Here is a 17,227-nt window from a genome sequence, read left to right on the forward strand (position 1 = left end):
TGGAAATGATCAACGAAGAGTTCGACGCCATTGTCATCGGGGCCGGCATGTCCGGGAACGCAGCTGCCTACACTATGGCTAGCGACGGCTTGAAGGTGCTGCAGTTGGAGCGAGGTGAATATCCGGGCTCCAAGAATGTCCAGGGTGCCATCATGTATGCGAATATGTTGGAGAAGATCATTCCGGATTTCCGCGATGATGCACCTCTCGAACGTCATCTGGTTGAACAGCGGCTATGGGTGATGGACGAGACTTCCCACACCGGGATTCACTATCGGTCGGACGACTTCAACGAGGTGAAGCCGAATCGCTATACGATCATCCGTGCCCAGTTCGATAAATGGCTTTCGCGCAGGGTGCGCGAGGCCGGCGCGACGGTTCTGTGCGAAACGACGGTGACGGAACTCGTCCGTGACGCCAAGGGCAAGGTGATCGGCGTCCGCACGGATCGGGCCGGCGGAGCTATCTACGCGGACGTAGTTGTTCTTGCAGAAGGTGTCTGCGGGCTGCTTGGCACGCGGGGCGGCCTGCGCAAGATGCTGAAGCCGGAAGCCGTGGCGCTCGCAGTCAAGGAGATGCATTTCCTGCCCGAAGAGGTCATTGAGCAGCGGTTCGGGGTCAAAGGGAGTGAAGGCTGCGTGATTGAGGCAGTCGGCACGATATCCCACGGCATGGCCGGGCTCGGGTTCCTCTACACCAACAAGGAATCGGTCTCACTGGGCATCGGCTGCCTCGTCTCGGATTTCGCGGCGAAGATGGAGAGCCCATACGGCCTCCTCGACGCGCTGAAAAACCATCCTTCGATCCGGCCGCTGATCGCCGGTTCGGAGGTGAAAGAATACGCGGCGCATCTCATTCCCGAAGGTGGCTACAAGGCTATTCCGCAGCTCTTTGGCGACGGTTGGGTCGTTGTCGGCGATGCCGCGCAATTAAACAACGCCGTTCACCGCGAGGGTTCGAACCTCGCCATGACCTCCGGTCGCATTGCGGCTGAGGCTATCATCCAGGTGAAGAGACGCAACGATCCAATGACCAAACCGAACCTCGCCCTTTACAAGACGATGCTGGATAAATCCTTCGTAGTCAAAGACCTGCGGAAATACAAAGACATGCCAGCTTTACTCCACACTAACGCCTGCAGTTTCTTCACGACCTACCCGCGGTTGATGTCGCAAGCCGCGCAAAACTTCATGCGTGTCGACGGCACGCCAAAGATCGAAAAGGAAAAGGCGACCACGGCAGCCTTCATCAAGGCGCGCTCGCGGTTGGGGCTGGTCAGCGACGCGATCCGCCTGGCCTTGGCGTGGCGGTGAGGGACTGACGACATGACGAACCCAGGGACAGAATTACGTGTCGAAGACAAGCTTTACCAGAACCGCTATCTGGTGGACTCCGGCCGTCCGCATATAAAGGTGCGACCGCACAAGCAACCAAGCGCGAATCTGCTCGCGCTGACACGCGTCTGTCCGGCGAAATGCTATGAGTTGAACGACAAAGGTCAAGTTGAAATCACCGCCGATGGCTGCATGGAGTGCGGCACCTGCCGCGTTTTGTGCGAGGCCAGCGGCGAGATCGAATGGAATTATCCGCGTGGTGGCTTCGGCATCCTCTTCAAGTTCGGATGATCGGCTTTGGCACCGTTTCGGCGGGTGTGCACCTGTGTACTCCCGAACTCGCGACAAAGCGCAATCTTGCCGGCACCATCTCGCCAAACTGCGGAGCGGGTGAACTTCCTGAACTGATGAAAAGGCGCTTGGGAGGAGCACCCTGACCACAACCGCTGAGGTGTTTCCATGGCTCACATAGGGCCGGATGATCGGGTCAACGGAGTAGGACGTCGAGACGCCAGTGATGGGATGTTCGAAGCAGATGACTGGCTCAGGGGAATCTACGAGGTATCGAAGGCGCTGACGGCTCCCGCCCGGCTGGAGGTTACGCTGGCCAATGTCGCGAACACTCTCCCGTCGTTTGTGCAAATGCGTCATGGAGCAATCTTTGTCCTGGACTCTGAAGGTGAGCCGGAGATCGCCGCGAGTGCCGGCAGCGGCCCATCAGGCACTCACCCCATCATACCAAAGGCGGCAATAGATCAAATCGTCGCTACGGGCACGCGGCTCGTCATCGCGGACCTCAGTACGTCCGAGTTGTTTCAGGCCGAGCTTCAAACACGTCCTGGTGTCAGTTCCCTCCCAATGGCCTTTATCGGCGTCCCGGTTAAGGCTGAGGACAGGATCCTTGGGACGTTGTCGATCGTCAGAGACAGCGCAAACGGGTCCCGCTACGATGAGGACATCTGCTTCCTGACGATGGTGGCCAACCTCGTAGGCCGCACTATTCGCCTCCATCGCGGCTTGACTAGGGATCGTGAGCGGCGCGTCGATGAGAGCTGGACAGCGGAGAATTCGTCCGATGAGGACCGGACCGACCCCGTCCCGCATGCACCCGCCAAGATGGATGGGATCATCGGGGAGAGCCCCGCACTCAAGCAGGTGCTCGAAACCGTCTCCATTGTAGCAAGGACGAATTCCACCGTGCTCCTGAGGGGCGAGAGCGGCACCGGCAAGGAGTTTTTCGCGCAAGCTATACATAAGCTCTCGCGCCGGCGGAGGAAGTCTTTCGTCAAGTTGAACTGCGCCGCACTGTCGGAAAGCGTTCTGGAGTCGGAGCTGTTCGGACATGAAAGAGGCGCCTTCACAGGGGCAATTTCCCAGCGCGCCGGCCGTTTTGAATTGGCAAACGGGGGAACGCTGCTACTCGACGAAATCGGCGAGATTTCACCTGCTTTCCAAGCCAAGCTGTTACGCGTCTTGCAGGAAGGCGAACTGGAGCGTGTTGGCGGTACCAAGACGCTGCAGGTGGACGTGCGACTTATATGCGCCACCAACAGGGATCTCGAGTCGGCTGTCGTAAACGGGGATTTCAGGGCCGACCTTTATTATCGCATCAATGTGGTGCCAATCATCCTGCCTCCGCTCCGAGAGCGACCGGGGGATATCCCTCGCCTTGCGAACGCCTTCCTCGAACGATTCAACAAGGAGAACCATCTCGAACTCGCCTTCGCGCCGTCGGCGCTCGAGTTTATCTCGCAATGCTACTTCCCTGGTAACGTCCGCGAATTGGAGAACTGCGTGCAAAGGACGGCCACGCTAGCGCGCTCAAGGACAATTGCTCCATCAGATTTTGCCTGCAACAATAACCAATGCCTATCTTGGCTCCTCTGGAAAAAAGCTGATCATTCGCTCAGCGGCAATACCGGCAACCAGCGCTTTCGAAGCAATATAATGCCCGCCGGATTGCCGATGCCGGCCGGGCGCTTCGGCGCCCCGCAGGATCACGTGCGGCCCCATACTGCCGACCCTGCAAACGATCCCGCTCTCCCTGCAATAGGCCCGCGCCTGACGGACCGCGATCGGCTGATCGGCGCGATGGAGAAGGTCGGCTGGGTTCAGGCCAAGGCCGCCCGTGTCCTCGGCGTCACGCCGCGACAGGTCGGATACGCTTTGCGCCGACACGGTATCGATGTGAAGAAATTCTAGCATTCTCATGACGTGGAGAACGAGAACACTGCGCCAGCTACGCGAAATGTGTCGGAGCCCGGGCCAAAGCTGCGCGAGTGTATGATGCTGTCACACTCCCTTCATCACCCGCCCTTGCCGACGTCTTGCCGATCGCAGAAAGGAGTCACCCCACTCTCCTGAATCGGAACCATGCAGACCCAAGTGAGCAGTGGCAACTTCACCGCGGACGAGCTCGCCGTCGCCGAGACCGACATCCTCGTCGTAAGACCGGTCGGGAGTTGTGCCGAGGGCGATCACGGCCGAGCGGTCGACGCGGGATTTCTATCTTGAACTGATGTCCGGCCGGGTCGTCTTCCTCACCTCTAACATAGTCCTGTTAGAAGTCCGACAAAGCTATGTCGGAGCAACTCCATGATATCCGACGCGCAAAGCCAATTCGTGAACTAGCGCCACCTTTTCAGTTGGCATTGCTCTTGCGCTTCGAACCGCGACGTTAACCCGTAACGGAGCCCTTCAATGGCCGCACCGGTGATTTCAGTTGAGAGCCTGACCGGCGCGAGGTTCTCCGACCAGTTGCTGGTGAGCGCGAAGTCGGGTGGCTGCGCATCTTCCTCCTGCGGGTCGTCGACAAGGCCGGACGATGTGGATCCGGCCATCTGGGACAAGATCAAGGATCACCCGTGCTTTTCAGAAGAGGCGCACCACTATTTCGCGCGCATGCACGTCGCCGTCGCGCCGGCCTGCAATGTCCAATGCAACTACTGCAATCGCAAATATGATTGCGCCAACGAAAGCCGGCCCGGGGTTGTCTCGGAAAAGCTGACGCCCGATCAGGCAGTACGCAAGGTGATCGCGGTCGCCAATGAAGTGCCGCAGCTTTCCGTCCTTGGGATCGCCGGACCGGGGGATGCCTGCTACGACTGGGAGAAGACGAAGGCGACATTCGAACGCGTCGTCAGGGAAATCCCCGACGTCAAGCTTTGCGTCTCTACGAATGGGCTCGCGCTGCCCGACCACGTCGACGAGCTTGCCGACATGAATGTCGACCACGTGACGATCACGATCAACATGGTCGATCCGGAAATCGGCGCAAAAATCTATCCCTGGATTTTTTACGATCACCGCCGCTATGGCGGCATAGAAGCCGCCAGAATTCTGCACGAGCGGCAGATGCTGGGATTGGAGATGCTCAGCGCACGCGGCATCCTCACCAAAATCAATTCGGTGATGATCCCCGGAGTGAATGACCAGCACCTGATTGAGGTGAACAAGTGGGTCAGGCAGCGCGGCGCGTTCCTGCATAACGTCATGCCTCTGATCTCGGACCCGGCGCACGGCACGCACTACGGGTTGATCGGGCAGCGTGGCCCAAATGCAATGGAGATGAAGGCTCTTCAGGATCGTCTTGAAGGCGGCGCCAAGTTGATGCGCCACTGCCGGCAGTGCCGGGCAGATGCCGTCGGCCTGCTGGGTGAGGATCGTGGCCAAGAATTCACGCTCGACCAGATTCCCGGCGAGCTCACCTACGATGCCAGCAAGCGCGAAGCCTATCGGGAGCTGGTCGCGGACGAGCGCCGTGATCACCTCGCGGCCAGGAGCGAAGCGATCGGAATGGTCAAGACAGCGAGCTCCGGCAAGTCCCTCCTCGTCGCGGTGGCAACTAAGGGCGGCGGCCGCGTCAACGAACACTTCGGCCATGCCAAGGAATTCCAGGTGTACGAAGCCTCGCCGATGGGGATCAACTTTGTCGGTCACCGTAAGGTTGAGCAGTATTGCCTCGGGGGTTGGGGCGAGAACGCCACTCTCGACGGCGTCATCGCTGCGCTGGAAGGCATAGACGTCGTGCTTTGCGTTAAGATTGGAAATTGCCCCAAGGATCAGCTCGCGGACGCCGGTATCCGAGTAACCGACGCTTACGGCCATGATTACATCGAAACGGCAATCGGCGCGATTTATGCCGCCGAGTCCGGCGTCCCGGCACTCGCGGCGATCGCCTGAGCCGTCTCATTCACCCGAACCAGGAGTCAAAATGGCCTTCAAGATTATCGCATCCCAATGCACGCAATGCGGCGCCTGCGAATTCGAATGCCCGTCGGGTGCGATCAAGTTCAAAGGCGAGAGCTACGTGGTCGAGCTGCAGAAGTGCACCGAATGCGAGGGAGCTTTCGACACGCAGCAATGTGCTTCGGTGTGTCCTGTGCCGAAGACCTGCGTTCCTGCCTGAGCCCATTGGGTACCCACACAAGTGGCTGCCCCGGGGAATGCCTGCGCGCCTCATCAATGACACTAGCCTCAGAGAACCAAGGAACCGCCATGCGGCTCGCACGCGAACAGGAGGTGGAAATCCGCAGGCCTCCCCAATTTAGGCCGGGAGAGCGGGTCCGTGCCACTCGTCACATAAAGAACGACGGGACCTATCCTGGCAGGGAGATCGGCGAAAATCTCGTGCTCAAGGGCGAAGAGGGTTATGTGCGCGACATTGGCACGTTTCTACAGCAGTTCTTCATCTACGCGGTCGAATGGATCGACCGTGGGACGGTCGTCGGCATGCGAGCGCGTGAATTGACGAGCCTCGACAACGCCGACGCTCCCTGCAGTGCCGAAGAAAACGCCAATAAAGGAACGGCCGCATGAAAGTAATGATCCGCAGGACCGAGGCCGGGTTGTCGGCGTATGTCCCCAAAAAGGATCTCGAGGAGCCGATTATCAAGTTCGAGAACCAGGACCTGTGGGGCGGGGTCGTAACGCTCAGGAACGGCTGGCGGCTCCTCCTTCCCGATCTTCCGCCGCATACGCGTCTGCCGATCACCGTCGAGGCAAGGAAGCTTTCCGACGGGGACTGATGCCGCCCGTCAATGAGAGGCGTCAAGAGGAAACGAGCATGAACACGATCCCGACCTCGGGCCACCTAGTCGTCGTCCGGGACAGTTTTGCCCGAAAGCTGCTTGAGCTGGCCAGACGAGCGTTAGTCTCCGATGAGGTGATCCCGTATCTCGGTCCGGGTCTCCTCCGGCTCAGCTCTGCTGAGCCGCCTGTGCCGTGTACCCCCGAAGCCGTTGCCGAGGCACTCAACACGCGGGCGCCAGCCCCCTCGAAGATCCGCACCAATATGTGGTCGGTCGCGCAGTTCATTGAACAGCGCCGGCATCGCCGCACACTTCAAGCTTGGATGACTGATATATTTGCGGGGCCGGCGGCGCCGAGCATCCTCCACGCCTGGCTCGCAAAACTCCCGCTCTCCCTCATCATCGACAGCTGGTACGAAGGCGCCATGCGCGCGGCGCTGGCAGAGGCCGGCCGAACCGACGTCGTCGAGATACAAGGCGTTACGCGGGCGAACGAAGTTGGCGACATTTGGACCAGAACTTACGACTTGTCGGGAAGGGAACTCGAGGCTGGAGCAGCGACGAAGACGGTTCTCTATGCGCCACATGGCAGTATTAGGCCGGCCGCAAATTTCCTCATCGCCGATTCCGACTATGTCGAAGCCCTGACTGAAATCGATATCCAGACGCCTATCCCTGACGTGGTCAAGGAACGACGCGTCGACCGGGGTTTTTTCTTCGTCGGCTGCCGCTTCAATGATCAGATGCTGCGCACTTACGCCAGGCAGATCATGAAGCGCTCAGAAGGCCCTCGTTACGCGATAATGGACGGGCAAACGCTGACCAGAAACGAAGCCCGTTTCCTTGCGGCGAGCGGAATCACGGTGATTGACATACCAGCGAGCGAAGCCATGGCGCAACTCGCCGGATCAGCATGTTGAGCCGATGGTGGCCAGGATCAAGTTGGAGGGACGTCTTTGATGTGAGTCGACCGGCTCGCTTCCGAAGGCGGAAAATTCAGTCGGGGGCACTCGGTGGGCAGTGATGCTGTTGGCACGACCTCTCTCAAATCGTCCGCGCATGTAAAAGCGGCCGGGTGGGGCCGGGGCTTGAGCACGCTACTGCGCATTACGCGCATGAATTTGAGGCACCCGTGGCAGGTCGCGTTAGCTATCGGTTCGACGATGGTAGCCGTAATCCTGCAGTTGCTCATTCCCCAGATTCTCGGCCGGGCTGTCGACCAGACCCAGGTAGCCATCGGGGGTGGTGTCACGGTGACGGCTGCAGAACAAGCCCTCTGGACTCCTGCTCTCCTGCTGCTCGGCGCGAGTGCGCTACGCGGCCTCTTTACGATGGCGCAAAACTACTTTGCCGAAGCTGTCGGGCACCACGTCGCGTACGAACTGCGGCTTGCTTGTTACGACAAGGTCCAGCGCCTGAGCTTTTCCTTTCACGACCGGGTTCATTCAGGCGACCTGATCACCCTCGGCATCCTCGATCTCGACGGCGTGCGGATGTATTTTTCCACCGCCCTGGTTAGGTTCTTTCTGCTCACCATGCTGATCGGGATAGGCGCCTGCATGATGATCTCAACCGACCCGGTGCTCGGTTTGATCGCGCTGAGCTTCGTGCCTTTCGTAGCCTGGCGATCGTCGGTCACCCAGCTTAAGCTACGCGCCATCTGGCTCGACCTGCAGGAGCGGCTTTCCGTCCTAGGCCGCGTGATGGAGGAAAATCTCGCGGGCATCCGCGTTGTCCGGGCGTTTTCGGCACAGGCTCATGAGATGGCGAAGTTCGACATCGCCTCCACAAACGCGCTCGAACTCGCGCACGAGCAGGTTGACGTGTACGTGCCCAACACGTCGGCAATGACCCTCGCCTTCTTTGTCGCCATGGGGTTGGTCCTCTGGGTCGGTTGCGACAAACTCATCGCCGGCCAGATCAGCGTTGGAACGCTCACGACGTTCCTGACGTTCATGACGATCCTGCAAATGCCCGTCCGCCAAATCGGACTGATGGTCAACGGCTTTGCCCGCGCTTACACTTGCGGTTCGCGCCTCTTCAGTCTGCTCGACCAGGACATCACGATCGGGGATGCTTCCGGTGCAAGACCGCTCGAGATCGGTGAAGGAACTCTGCGTTTCGACAATGTCTCGTTTGCATATCCCGGCACCGGAAACCGCGTCATTCTAAAGAATATTACCTTCTGCGCCCGTAGGGGCGAGACGATCGCGATCGTGGGTCCGCCGGGTTCTGGCAAGTCGACAATTGCTCACCTGATCCCCCGCTTTTACGACGTCACTGGTGGCACCATCATGCTTGACGGGCAGGACATCCGCGGGGTCACCCTCGCATCGCTTCGCAAGGTGGTCGCGGTCGTACAGCAGGATGCATTCCTGTTCACAACCACGATCGAGAACAACATCGCTTATGGCGACCCCTGGGCGAAGGAACAGCCGATCGAGCGCGCTAGCGAATCCGCCCAGTTGCACAATTACATTCTCGGCCTCCCCGCTGGCTACAAGACGGTCGTCGGCGAACGTGGCGCCTCTCTCTCGGGCGGCCAGCGTCAGCGTCTCACCATAGCTCGCACGATGATGTTGCGCCCATCAATCGTCGTTTTCGACGACTCAACGGCCGCGATCGACGCCGCCACAGAGCAGCGCATCCGCTCGGCGATACGGCGTTTCGCCAAGGATAGGGTGACGATCATCATCGCCCACCGGCTGAGTTCACTCAAGCACGCCGACCGGATTCTGTTTGTCGACAACGGCGAGATCGTGGAACGCGGCACCCATCAAGAGCTTTTGGCCAAGCGAGGACGCTATAAGGCCCTTTATGATCTTCAGTTGCGCCCGGGAGATGACATTGCGACCACGTTTGGAGGCGCGCCCTGATGGCCAAGCGGCACGCCAACGAACTCGAAATCGAACCGAATGATAGCGATAGACGCCCTCCGCGCGCGGTCGTCGGGTCCCATCGCATCGAGGAGGAGATCTTTGGCCGGGCTTTCGACAAGAACATCATTCGCCGCATATGGGCCTTCGTTCGTCCCTACCGAGCCATGGCGGTCGTCTCGCTTGCCGCATTGCTGATTTTCACTAGCACGCAGCTTCTCATCCCGCTGATCATCCGCTACGCGATCGACCACGCCATAACTCCGGCAGGCGCTGATGCCTTCGCCCTGCTTGAGGCCGCCATCGCGTTTGCGCTTGCCATTCTGGTTAATTTCGGCGCCGCCTACGCGCAAGAAACCGTGGTAGGGAAAATGGCCGAGAACGTCCTCTTCGACATCCGCCGCGCCATGTTTGCCCATCTGCAGAAGGTATCGCTCTCCTTCATGGACAAAACCGAGGTAGGACGCCTGATGTCTCGCCTTCAGGGCGACGTCAACTCTATCCACGAATTTCTCGAAAACTCGATCTACTCCGTAGGCGACATTGCGCTTCTCTTCGGCATCATCTTCGTAATGCTGTCGGTCAACTTCAACCTCGGCTTTCTGACGCTCTCGGTCTTGCCGGCCCTGTTGATTATCCGCATCGTGTGGCTGCCGCGTGCCCGCGAGGCCTTCATGGCTGCACAAGAGACCAATTCAGTCGTCAACGGCGCATTGGCCGAAGCGATTCAAGGCGTCCGAACCGTCCAGTCCATGGACCGCCAGTACGTCAACTTCGTATTGTATGACGACAAGGCACATGCCGACCTCACGACCCACCTGACCGCTGCCAAATATGCACAGGTCATGGTCCCGATCGTCGATGGCCTCACCGGCCTCGCCATGGCTGTCGTCATTGTGGTCGGCGGCTCCATGATCATGAATGGCCGCGTCGATTTGGGCGTATTGGTTGCCTACATATTCTATATCCAACGCTTCTTTGACCCAATTCGCTCACTAACTCTGCAATATTCCATCATGCAGCGCGCAATGGCCTCCGGCAAGCGCCTGACCGATGTGCTCGACGTCAGGATCGAGATCCAGGACAAACCGGATGCCAGGATCCTTGCGCCCGAAATGGACGGCTCGGTCGAGTTCAGGAGCGTCACGTTCGGGTACGATCCCAAACAGCCGGTGCTGAAAAACGTCTCCTTTGGGGTCAAGCCGGGCGAAACGGTCGCCTTGGTCGGGCCGACCGGCTCTGGCAAATCGAGCGCGATGGCCCTCGTCCATCGCTTCTATGATGCTCAGCAAGGCCAAGTGCTGGTCGGCGGACATGATGTGCGCGATCTCACACAGGAATCGCTCGGCAACCAGATCGCCATGGTGCTGCAGGAGCCGTTTCTGTTCACCGGGACGGTTTTCGAGAACATCCGCTACCGCAAGACGGAAGTCACGCGCGAGAAGGTGATCGAGGCTGCCAAGGTGGTCGGAGCCCACGACTTCATCATGAGCCTTCCCGACAGGTATGAAACCCAACTCGGCGAACGCGGCGGCAACCTTTCTCTCGGCCAGCGCCAGCTTGTCAGTTTCGCCCGCGCTCTCGTCGCCGACGCCAAGATCCTTGTTCTTGACGAGGCCACCGCCAACATCGACAGCTACACGGAAATGCTCATCCAGAAAGCTCTCAGAAAACTCCTGGAAGGCCGCACCGGGCTTGTCATCGCCCACCGTCTCGCCACAATCCGTGGTGCCGATCGCATCATCGTGCTTCAGAACGGCCAGGTTATTGAGACCGGCAACCATGACAAACTGATGGCTATGGGCGGGCTCTATTCCAAACTCTACAATCTGAACTACTCGTCATTCGACGACATTCCCGAAGAGGAAGCCGATCCGACCGGACAAGCCGCCTCTCGTACCTGATGCTGTGATCAACGACTCCGGTGTACAGATCGGCGACTGGCGGCCGACGGTCGCCTATCCTCCGAACGCCCTCAAGCTGTCCGGTACGGCGGAAGCGTGGGTACGCCTTCTCTTTCAGGATGATGACGGGAATACAGCCGAGGCGTTCGGGTGGTTGACAGCTCCCCCGGTGTGCGATCCGCAGTTTGAAAGCAGGATGGACTCCGCCCTCGGGACGGTACCGCAACTCCTCGAAACCGGGTTGCTGACGCCGGCGCGGCTGGCGCGGGTCGGTTTCGGCGAGAAGAGCCACTCGATTTACGAGGCCGTCAAGCTCCTGACGGGCCTCGACGGGCGGTCGAACGACCCTGTTCGTCGAAGCGTCCAGCAGCCAGCCTGGAGGGCCGGCTCGGCTCGCTGGAAGAAGCGTTGGAGAAGGTCGCTCCGCTTGGCGATCTGGCAAAAACGCTTCGGGACGCGGCGAAGCACGCCGAGGATTGGCTTGTGATCCACACGTATCGATCGTCCGGGAAGCGATCGCCGAGGCGCTTGAGCCTCTCAAGGACCTGCGCGGCCTCGTCGCGGCAGTAACGGCCAGTTCGATCTCGGCACTGTCCGGCCGGATGAAGTCCGTCCTTGACCGTATCCAATTCAGGGAGCGGCTTTCATTTGAGGTGCCGCTCTCAGCAAGAAATCGGTTCAGGTTTCCGGGAGCTTTGACCATGGCACCCGGATCGACGCCTCGACCGTCGCCAACAGCTCCTGGCTTCGCGCCATCCTCTGGGCTTTCACGCTGGCCATGCGATAGCCGAACGGACCTCTGACGAAAAGATTGCCTACGACCATTCCGGGACATTCGCACCTACTGCGAAGACCTGCTGAAATTATGCTGCGCGCGGAAGAGCCAACCGTGTGCGACATGACAATCGGCGAACTGGCAAAGCTACTAAAAGAACGGCGCGATGCCAGCGGTGACGCCCACATGGAAGACCGCCTGCTGAATAACGATTATCAATCAGTGGCTTAGCCATACTTAACTCCACCTTAATCATAAATGGCGCGTTATTACCTGAATTGCGGGGTTACAATATTTATGGGCGAACGTCATCGGGAAGAGGTTCTAAATACAGTTCTCGCAGCCTGCTTGGGGCGACGCGGTGTTGACGCTGATCCTGAGACAATTCTTCAGAAGGGCCGATCCAGGCCAGATGTGATGGCAGTAATGCGCGGGCTGCGCTGCGCTGTCGAAGGCAAAGTAGCCGACACCTCGAACGCCGACCTTGTTGTTCTTGCCCAGGCTAAAAGTCGTGTGGATCAAGGCGTTGCTCATCTAGCCATCGCGGTGGTTTATCCCACGTATATACGCACTGTTCAATTCAGCCGATTGCCCCAAGAGCTTGGCTCTGCATCCCTCAAATTTTCGGTACTCACAGATGCTGACAACGCAACGTGGCATCATGGGAGCGTCAATGAAATTCTTGCCGAGTTGCGACGCGCGCACGATGTGATCGTGCGCGACGACGTGCTGCAACAGGCAGTCGATACCCTGAACGTTGGGCTAGCTGAGGTATCTAGTGCTCTACTCGATAGCGGTGCGACGTGCGACCGCTTGATTAAGTTGCTCGGGATAGGGACCAAGGGGCATGCCGAAACTACAATTTGAGTATCGTCGACGCGAGACAACCGCAAAGCTCTCGGCATTGATGCTGGCCAACGCGTTCATATTTCAGGAGCAACTGTCCGCCCTTGAGGAGAAGGTTTTGCCAATCAGGGCATTCCTGCAAAGGCGTGACTTCATAGGCGATACGGCACAGCACTGGGAGATGATAATCAGTGAAATCAACTACGTGCCAATTTTTAAAGTGGCGCGTGAAATTCTGCTGTCCATGCCGTCAAATCAAGACAGCGACGCCGCCATAAGACACTTGGCAAATCGCGCGCTTGAAATTGTATCTAAAAAGGCAGCGTTGCGGCACGACTTGATGGGTCGAATCTATCATCTCTTGCTGCTTGAAGCAAAATATCTGGGAACCTATTACACGTCGGTTCCTGCCGCTACTCTTCTGCTGAAATTAACGTTGAGCATAGACAGATGGCACGACAAAGACTGGTCTGACCCGCAGACCTTGAGGCGATTTCGCATCGCGGACTTGGCCTGTGGCACCGGCACGCTGTTAATGGCAGCTAGCCAAGCGCTCACCGACAATTTCATCAAGTTTAGAATGAGCAAGGATGAGCAAGTTAACGATGAATCGCTTCGAGATCTACATAAGCTGATTATCGAAGAAATGTTGTATGGCTATGACGTATTGCCGTCCGCCGTCCACTTAACCGCATCGACGCTGGCGATGCTCGCTCCAGAAACTTGTTTTCGCAACATGCATCTATACTCCCTTCCAATGGGCAGAATGCAAACGGGTCAGGTCTACCTTGGAAGCATCGACTACATCTCGGCAGACACAATCCGAACCCAACTCGACCTCATGACGAGCGGTGGTGGTGCTGAGCAAGTTGGCAAGGAAACCTACCAATCTTCGGCACCGCTGCCGTCATTGGATTTATGCGTAATGAACCCGCCGTTCGTTCGCAGCGTTGGTGGGAATTTGCTTTTCGGATCACTCCCGGACGAACGTGGCGAAATGCAGGGAGAACTGGCGCGGCGCGTCAAGACCTCCAAACTGGCTGCATCGTCCACAGCCGGCCTGGGCAGTGTTTTCACGGCCGTCGCCGACAAACACCTGAAAGATGGCGGAAGGATCGCCTTAGTCCTGCCTGCGGCCCTAGCAACTGGCGTCGCATGGGAAAAGACGCGCGATTTGTTCCGACACGGCTATGTGCTTGAAACAGTCGTGGCAAGCCATGACCCTACTAGGTGGAATTTTTCGGAAAATACCGACTTGAGCGAGATACTGCTGATTGCGCGCAAGCGAAATGGGCAGTCGGAATCCGACCAGATGATGGGAGGCCACACAACTCATTTTATCAATTTGTGGCAGAATCCAAAGAACAGCGCTCATGCTCTCGCCTTGGGCGAGGAAATATTGCGTGGAGCGCCAGCGCCTGTCGGCACATCGGCGAAGCCGGTCCACGGCTTGTCTGAAATTATCATTGGGGCTCAGAAATACGGCGAGACTCTTGAAATCCCATGGGGCGATGTACGGCAAGGTCCGTGGATAGGATGTTCATTCGCTCAAACAAATCTCGTCCGGACAGCATGGATGCTTCGGCAGGGCTATTTTTATCGACCGGGTCGGAATGAGTCGGTTGAGGTTCCAATGCAAGCCCTTAGGAAAATGGCCTCTCTCGGCCCAGATCGCCGTGATATTGCCGATGGCTTTACTGTTTCTAACTCTCACACATCATTTCCGGCACTCATTGGCCACAGCGGCGAATTGATCCGCACAATTGAAACCCTGCCCAACAAGTGGCTCGCGCCGCGTATCTCCCCTGCCAAAGGAAGACCAGCGCGCGATATCGGCCTTCTGTGGCCTCGCGCTGGCACTGTGATGATAGCCGAGCGTTCCAGACTGAATACTCAAAGGGCGTTGGCTGTGCGCCTACCTGAGCGCGGGCTGTCGAATGTCTGGTGGCCAGTTAGGTTACACAGTGAAGATGAGCGTGCTGAGAAGGTCATTGCGATGTGGCTCAACTCAACACTTGGGCTTCTCACCTTGGTAGCACATCGAGTTCCGACGGAAGGCTCGTGGGTACAGTTCAAAAAACCCACTATTGAGAACCTTCCAATTTTGGATGTAAGGGCTCTTTCCGAGCGACAACTCGCACAGCTGGCCGGTTCTTACGAAAAACTCGCCTCAATGGATCTAAGAACTATCCCCAATATGGCGGATGATCCGGTCCGAAAGGCGGTGGATGAGGCTTTCTCCAAGGTTTTGGGATTGCCACACCTGGACAGCCTTCGCGCTGAATTAGCTGCCGAACCCGTCATCTGCAACAGGCCGCTCGGATTTGAAGTCACCGCGCCCGCCATCGAAGATCAACTGCAATTCGAACTTATCTGATATCACCTCGCGTTCCGCGGCGAATAGCCAGCCCATGCCCAGCTCGGATTGATTGACTGGCACCGCCTTTATGTCCTGCTTATTGGCTAAGGCAAGTTCGGGCTCAATGGCACATAGGCGCATTGCCGACAGGCAGTTTAGGGGCCGTTAGCGGACTGGCAGCTTCCAGATGCAGCTCTTTTGTTGAAGACATTCAGGTCGGTGTGGGCATCGTAGTGACATGACCATAGGCGGTCGTTGGTTATCCCCAACCAACACCAGGCCGAGCGTTGGCGAAGCCGATCCTGACGCTATCGCGTCAACGTGTCCGTTGCAGGGGCAACCGTACTCGGTGGCTTGCTCAGGGACGCGTGCAGCGCCTTCAACTTGGCCAGTAGCTCATGGAATGTGATGACGATTACGTCGCGCAGGTTGTTCCGATAAAGCTCGAAGCTTTTCTTCTCGTCGTCCGTGGCGGGTTCGCAGCCGGCGATCACGATGCAGGGCACGGCGTAGGTGAAGACATCGTATGCCTTCGACGCGACCTTCTTGTTATTAATCTCGTTCTGCAGTTGATGGCGCTGGTCGAGTATCTGGGTGACGGCGCCCACTAACTCCTGCGACGGCGCGTGCACACCGCCTCGATACGTTTTTCTCTCCAGCAACGTTGTCTTCGGCGTCTTGATCTCGATCAACGCCAAGTTGCCGAACAGACCGAGCTTGATCGCGTAATCAGCCAGCTTGCCGCCGGAACCGTCGAACTTGGTGCCTCCAACCGCGACTTGGTCGCCGAAGGCCAAAGCCGGTAAGTTGAAAGCTAACTGCAGGACGAAAGCATTGCCGTTAAAGAATTCCTGCCAATGACGCTCTTGTAGACCCGCCTGACCTAGCTTCTTCTCGAACAGCTCAATCAGCTCCTCAAGGGATACCAATTCGATCTCGCGACGTAGGTCCAGGAGCTCAGCCGGTTCTTTCTCCGCGAGCGTCTTGACCGACTTCTTCACGGTGCGGGCCGCAGCCTTTGCCTCTGCTTCCACCGATCGAGATCTGCCGATCAGCGTCTCGGCAAGGATGTCAGCCACCGGCTTCGCAGTCCCGTCGCCGATCGGCAGCTCGAACTCCGGATCGAGCATCAGGTTGAGCGTGGCGTCTAGGTATTCACGCTTGGCCTTGTTCGCCAAGTCGAGGGACCGCCTGTGGGTGCGGTTAATGTCGCGGCGCAATCTTTTGAAGAGTGAGTACGACATCGAAAGCGTGTCGCCCTTGCGCGACACGCCTTTGTCTTCCGAAAACCGCAACGTCGTTACGCCGGACTGCCGCTCGGCTGACTCGACGATGAACCGCATATCAAAAGCCAGCCCGAAGCCCGCGAGTGGCTCGCGGATGATGCCGTTGGGCAGCTCCTCGTAGTAGAGGTAGTCCCCATCCTCCATCGCTACCATCGGTGAGACCACACCCTCCAAAATGAGGGTCTTGAGGTGTAGGTACTTGGGCTCCAAGAAATAGGCGCCGAAGGTGGTGCCGACCGGATAAGTCGTCAGAGTCCTAGTCGACTTCTTGTACCGAGCGAGGATAATCGGCTCAGTCGGCACCTCGAAGTCCGAGTTCGCCTTCATTGCCCTCTCCAATCCGTCGCCCGTCAGCTGCAGCTCAAGTCTGTAATCACCAAAGTCGAGCGGATGGTACGCGATGCGAAGGCCCTCGTCCGCTCGATCCGGACTCAGCTTCGGGATGATGGGTCCGATACTCATGACGGTTCCTTCGGCTTTTCTTGCAGGGGCAGCTTTTGACAGGGATGTCTTATCTGCCATATCTTGATGATTAAGAGTGCTATCGCTGATGCCGAGTGGATGGCCACCTTGGCGATGCGGGCGTCGATACGACGGAAGCCCTTCTCTTTGCCATGGGCGCCACCGACGTGTGTACGCAGCGAGCCGATGCTCTCGACGGACGTCACTAAACCTGAGAGCACAGCCTTCACGTCGTTCACGATCTCGGGCGCCGCACGTTCTCTTGTAGGGTTGAGCCCCAGTGGATCCCGCACCGCCCGGTAAAGGCTCGTGATGTCCTGCTTCGCAGGGAAGTAGATCTCCAACTCGACCAAGA

General features: G+C 58.1%; 17 protein-coding genes. 15 read left to right on the forward strand and 2 right to left on the reverse strand.

Annotation, left to right across the window (positions count from 1 at the left end; genetic code table 11):
• Positions 1-5: 5 nt before the first annotated feature.
• From AC0L2R_RS23865 to AC0L2R_RS23935, 15 genes are all read left to right on the forward strand, one after another.
• Positions 6-1,313 carry an FAD-dependent oxidoreductase gene (locus AC0L2R_RS23865; RefSeq protein WP_473511915.1) on the forward strand — a complete coding sequence of 436 codons (1,308 nt, stop codon included), beginning with the start codon at positions 6-8 and terminating at the stop codon, positions 1,311-1,313.
• A 12-nt stretch (positions 1,314-1,325) separates the two neighbouring features.
• Positions 1,326-1,625 carry a ferredoxin family protein gene (locus AC0L2R_RS23870; protein WP_473511916.1) on the forward strand — a complete coding sequence of 100 codons (300 nt, stop codon included), beginning with the start codon at positions 1,326-1,328 and terminating at the stop codon, positions 1,623-1,625.
• A 231-nt stretch (positions 1,626-1,856) separates the two neighbouring features.
• Positions 1,857-3,536: a nif-specific transcriptional activator NifA gene (nifA, locus tag AC0L2R_RS23875; RefSeq protein ID WP_473511918.1), complete on the forward strand. Its 1,680-nt coding sequence runs from the start codon at positions 1,857-1,859 to the stop codon at positions 3,534-3,536.
• Positions 3,537-3,719: 183 nt separating this feature from the next.
• Complete coding sequence (locus AC0L2R_RS23880) at positions 3,720-3,848, forward strand: hypothetical protein (RefSeq protein ID WP_473511919.1); 129 nt, start codon at positions 3,720-3,722, stop codon at positions 3,846-3,848.
• Positions 3,849-4,034: 186 nt separating this feature from the next.
• A complete protein-coding gene (nifB, locus tag AC0L2R_RS23885) occupies positions 4,035-5,516 on the forward strand; it encodes a nitrogenase cofactor biosynthesis protein NifB (protein ID WP_473511921.1) in 1,482 nt (493 codons plus the stop codon).
• A gap of 31 nt (positions 5,517-5,547) precedes the next feature.
• A complete protein-coding gene (locus tag AC0L2R_RS23890; protein ID WP_008878193.1) occupies positions 5,548-5,742 on the forward strand; it encodes a 4Fe-4S dicluster domain-containing protein in 195 nt (64 codons plus the stop codon).
• Between the two features lie 89 nt (positions 5,743-5,831).
• Positions 5,832-6,152, forward strand: coding sequence for a nitrogen fixation protein NifZ (locus AC0L2R_RS23895; RefSeq protein ID WP_473511923.1), 321 nt, complete (start codon positions 5,832-5,834; stop codon positions 6,150-6,152).
• Positions 6,149-6,361 (forward strand): putative nitrogen fixation protein NifT, encoded by a 213-nt coding sequence (gene nifT / locus AC0L2R_RS23900; protein WP_040594248.1) that lies wholly within the window; start codon positions 6,149-6,151, stop codon positions 6,359-6,361. The genes AC0L2R_RS23895 and nifT overlap by 4 nt, the downstream gene beginning before the upstream one ends.
• Positions 6,362-6,399: 38 nt before the next feature.
• The gene (locus AC0L2R_RS23905; RefSeq protein ID WP_473511925.1) at positions 6,400-7,284 is read left to right on the forward strand and encodes an SIR2 family NAD-dependent protein deacylase; all 885 of its coding nucleotides are present in this window, start codon (positions 6,400-6,402) and stop codon (positions 7,282-7,284) included.
• 93 nt (positions 7,285-7,377) lie between these two features.
• A complete protein-coding gene (locus AC0L2R_RS23910) occupies positions 7,378-9,240 on the forward strand; it encodes an ABC transporter ATP-binding protein (RefSeq protein WP_473511926.1) in 1,863 nt (620 codons plus the stop codon).
• Positions 9,240-11,144 (forward strand): ABC transporter ATP-binding protein, encoded by a 1,905-nt coding sequence (locus AC0L2R_RS23915; RefSeq protein ID WP_473511928.1) that lies wholly within the window; start codon positions 9,240-9,242, stop codon positions 11,142-11,144. Before AC0L2R_RS23910 ends, AC0L2R_RS23915 begins: the two co-directional genes overlap by 1 nt.
• A 4-nt stretch (positions 11,145-11,148) precedes the next feature.
• Positions 11,149-11,631: a hypothetical protein gene (locus tag AC0L2R_RS23920; RefSeq protein ID WP_473511929.1), complete on the forward strand. Its 483-nt coding sequence runs from the start codon at positions 11,149-11,151 to the stop codon at positions 11,629-11,631.
• A 378-nt stretch (positions 11,632-12,009) separates the two neighbouring features.
• A complete protein-coding gene (locus AC0L2R_RS23925) occupies positions 12,010-12,150 on the forward strand; it encodes a hypothetical protein (protein WP_473511931.1) in 141 nt (46 codons plus the stop codon).
• Positions 12,151-12,336: 186 nt separating this feature from the next.
• Entirely contained in the window at positions 12,337-12,786 is a 450-nt protein-coding gene (locus tag AC0L2R_RS23930) for a hypothetical protein (RefSeq protein WP_473511933.1), read from the forward strand.
• The gene (locus tag AC0L2R_RS23935; RefSeq protein ID WP_473511934.1) at positions 12,767-15,142 is read left to right on the forward strand and encodes a DNA methyltransferase family protein; all 2,376 of its coding nucleotides are present in this window, start codon (positions 12,767-12,769) and stop codon (positions 15,140-15,142) included. The genes AC0L2R_RS23930 and AC0L2R_RS23935 overlap by 20 nt, the downstream gene beginning before the upstream one ends.
• 290 nt (positions 15,143-15,432) lie before the next feature.
• On the opposite strand, the gene AC0L2R_RS23940 is transcribed toward AC0L2R_RS23935, so the two are convergent.
• Positions 15,433-16,872: a Shedu immune nuclease family protein gene (locus tag AC0L2R_RS23940; protein ID WP_473511936.1), complete on the reverse strand. Its 1,440-nt coding sequence runs from the start codon at positions 16,870-16,872 to the stop codon at positions 15,433-15,435.
• Positions 16,869-17,225, reverse strand: coding sequence for an abortive infection family protein (locus AC0L2R_RS23945; protein ID WP_473511937.1), 357 nt, complete (start codon positions 17,223-17,225; stop codon positions 16,869-16,871). Before AC0L2R_RS23945 ends, AC0L2R_RS23940 begins: the two co-directional genes overlap by 4 nt.
• Between the last annotated feature and the right edge of the window lie 2 nt (positions 17,226-17,227).

It is taken from the genome of Mesorhizobium sp. WSM4820, from assembly GCF_055811075.1.

Bases quoted from the DNA above. Each gene is read 5' to 3' on its own strand.
- nifB (WP_473511921.1), top strand. From the start codon at position 4,035: ATGGCCGCACCGGTGATTTCAGTTGAGAGCCTGACCGGCGCGAGGTTC.
- AC0L2R_RS23890 (WP_008878193.1), top strand. From the start codon at position 5,548: ATGGCCTTCAAGATTATCGCATCCCAATGCACGCAATGCGGCGCCTGC.
- AC0L2R_RS23865 (WP_473511915.1), top strand. From the start codon at position 6: ATGATCAACGAAGAGTTCGACGCCATTGTCATCGGGGCCGGCATGTCC.
- AC0L2R_RS23940 (WP_473511936.1), bottom strand. From the start codon at position 16,872: ATGAGTATCGGACCCATCATCCCGAAGCTGAGTCCGGATCGAGCGGAC.
- AC0L2R_RS23925 (WP_473511931.1), top strand. From the start codon at position 12,010: ATGCTGCGCGCGGAAGAGCCAACCGTGTGCGACATGACAATCGGCGAA.
- AC0L2R_RS23895 (WP_473511923.1), top strand. From the start codon at position 5,832: ATGCGGCTCGCACGCGAACAGGAGGTGGAAATCCGCAGGCCTCCCCAA.
- AC0L2R_RS23935 (WP_473511934.1), top strand. From the start codon at position 12,767: ATGCCGAAACTACAATTTGAGTATCGTCGACGCGAGACAACCGCAAAG.
- nifA (WP_473511918.1), top strand. From the start codon at position 1,857: ATGTTCGAAGCAGATGACTGGCTCAGGGGAATCTACGAGGTATCGAAG.
- nifT (WP_040594248.1), top strand. From the start codon at position 6,149: ATGAAAGTAATGATCCGCAGGACCGAGGCCGGGTTGTCGGCGTATGTC.
- AC0L2R_RS23915 (WP_473511928.1), top strand. From the start codon at position 9,240: ATGGCCAAGCGGCACGCCAACGAACTCGAAATCGAACCGAATGATAGC.
- AC0L2R_RS23905 (WP_473511925.1), top strand. From the start codon at position 6,400: ATGAACACGATCCCGACCTCGGGCCACCTAGTCGTCGTCCGGGACAGT.
- AC0L2R_RS23930 (WP_473511933.1), top strand. From the start codon at position 12,337: ATGGCAGTAATGCGCGGGCTGCGCTGCGCTGTCGAAGGCAAAGTAGCC.
- AC0L2R_RS23870 (WP_473511916.1), top strand. From the start codon at position 1,326: ATGACGAACCCAGGGACAGAATTACGTGTCGAAGACAAGCTTTACCAG.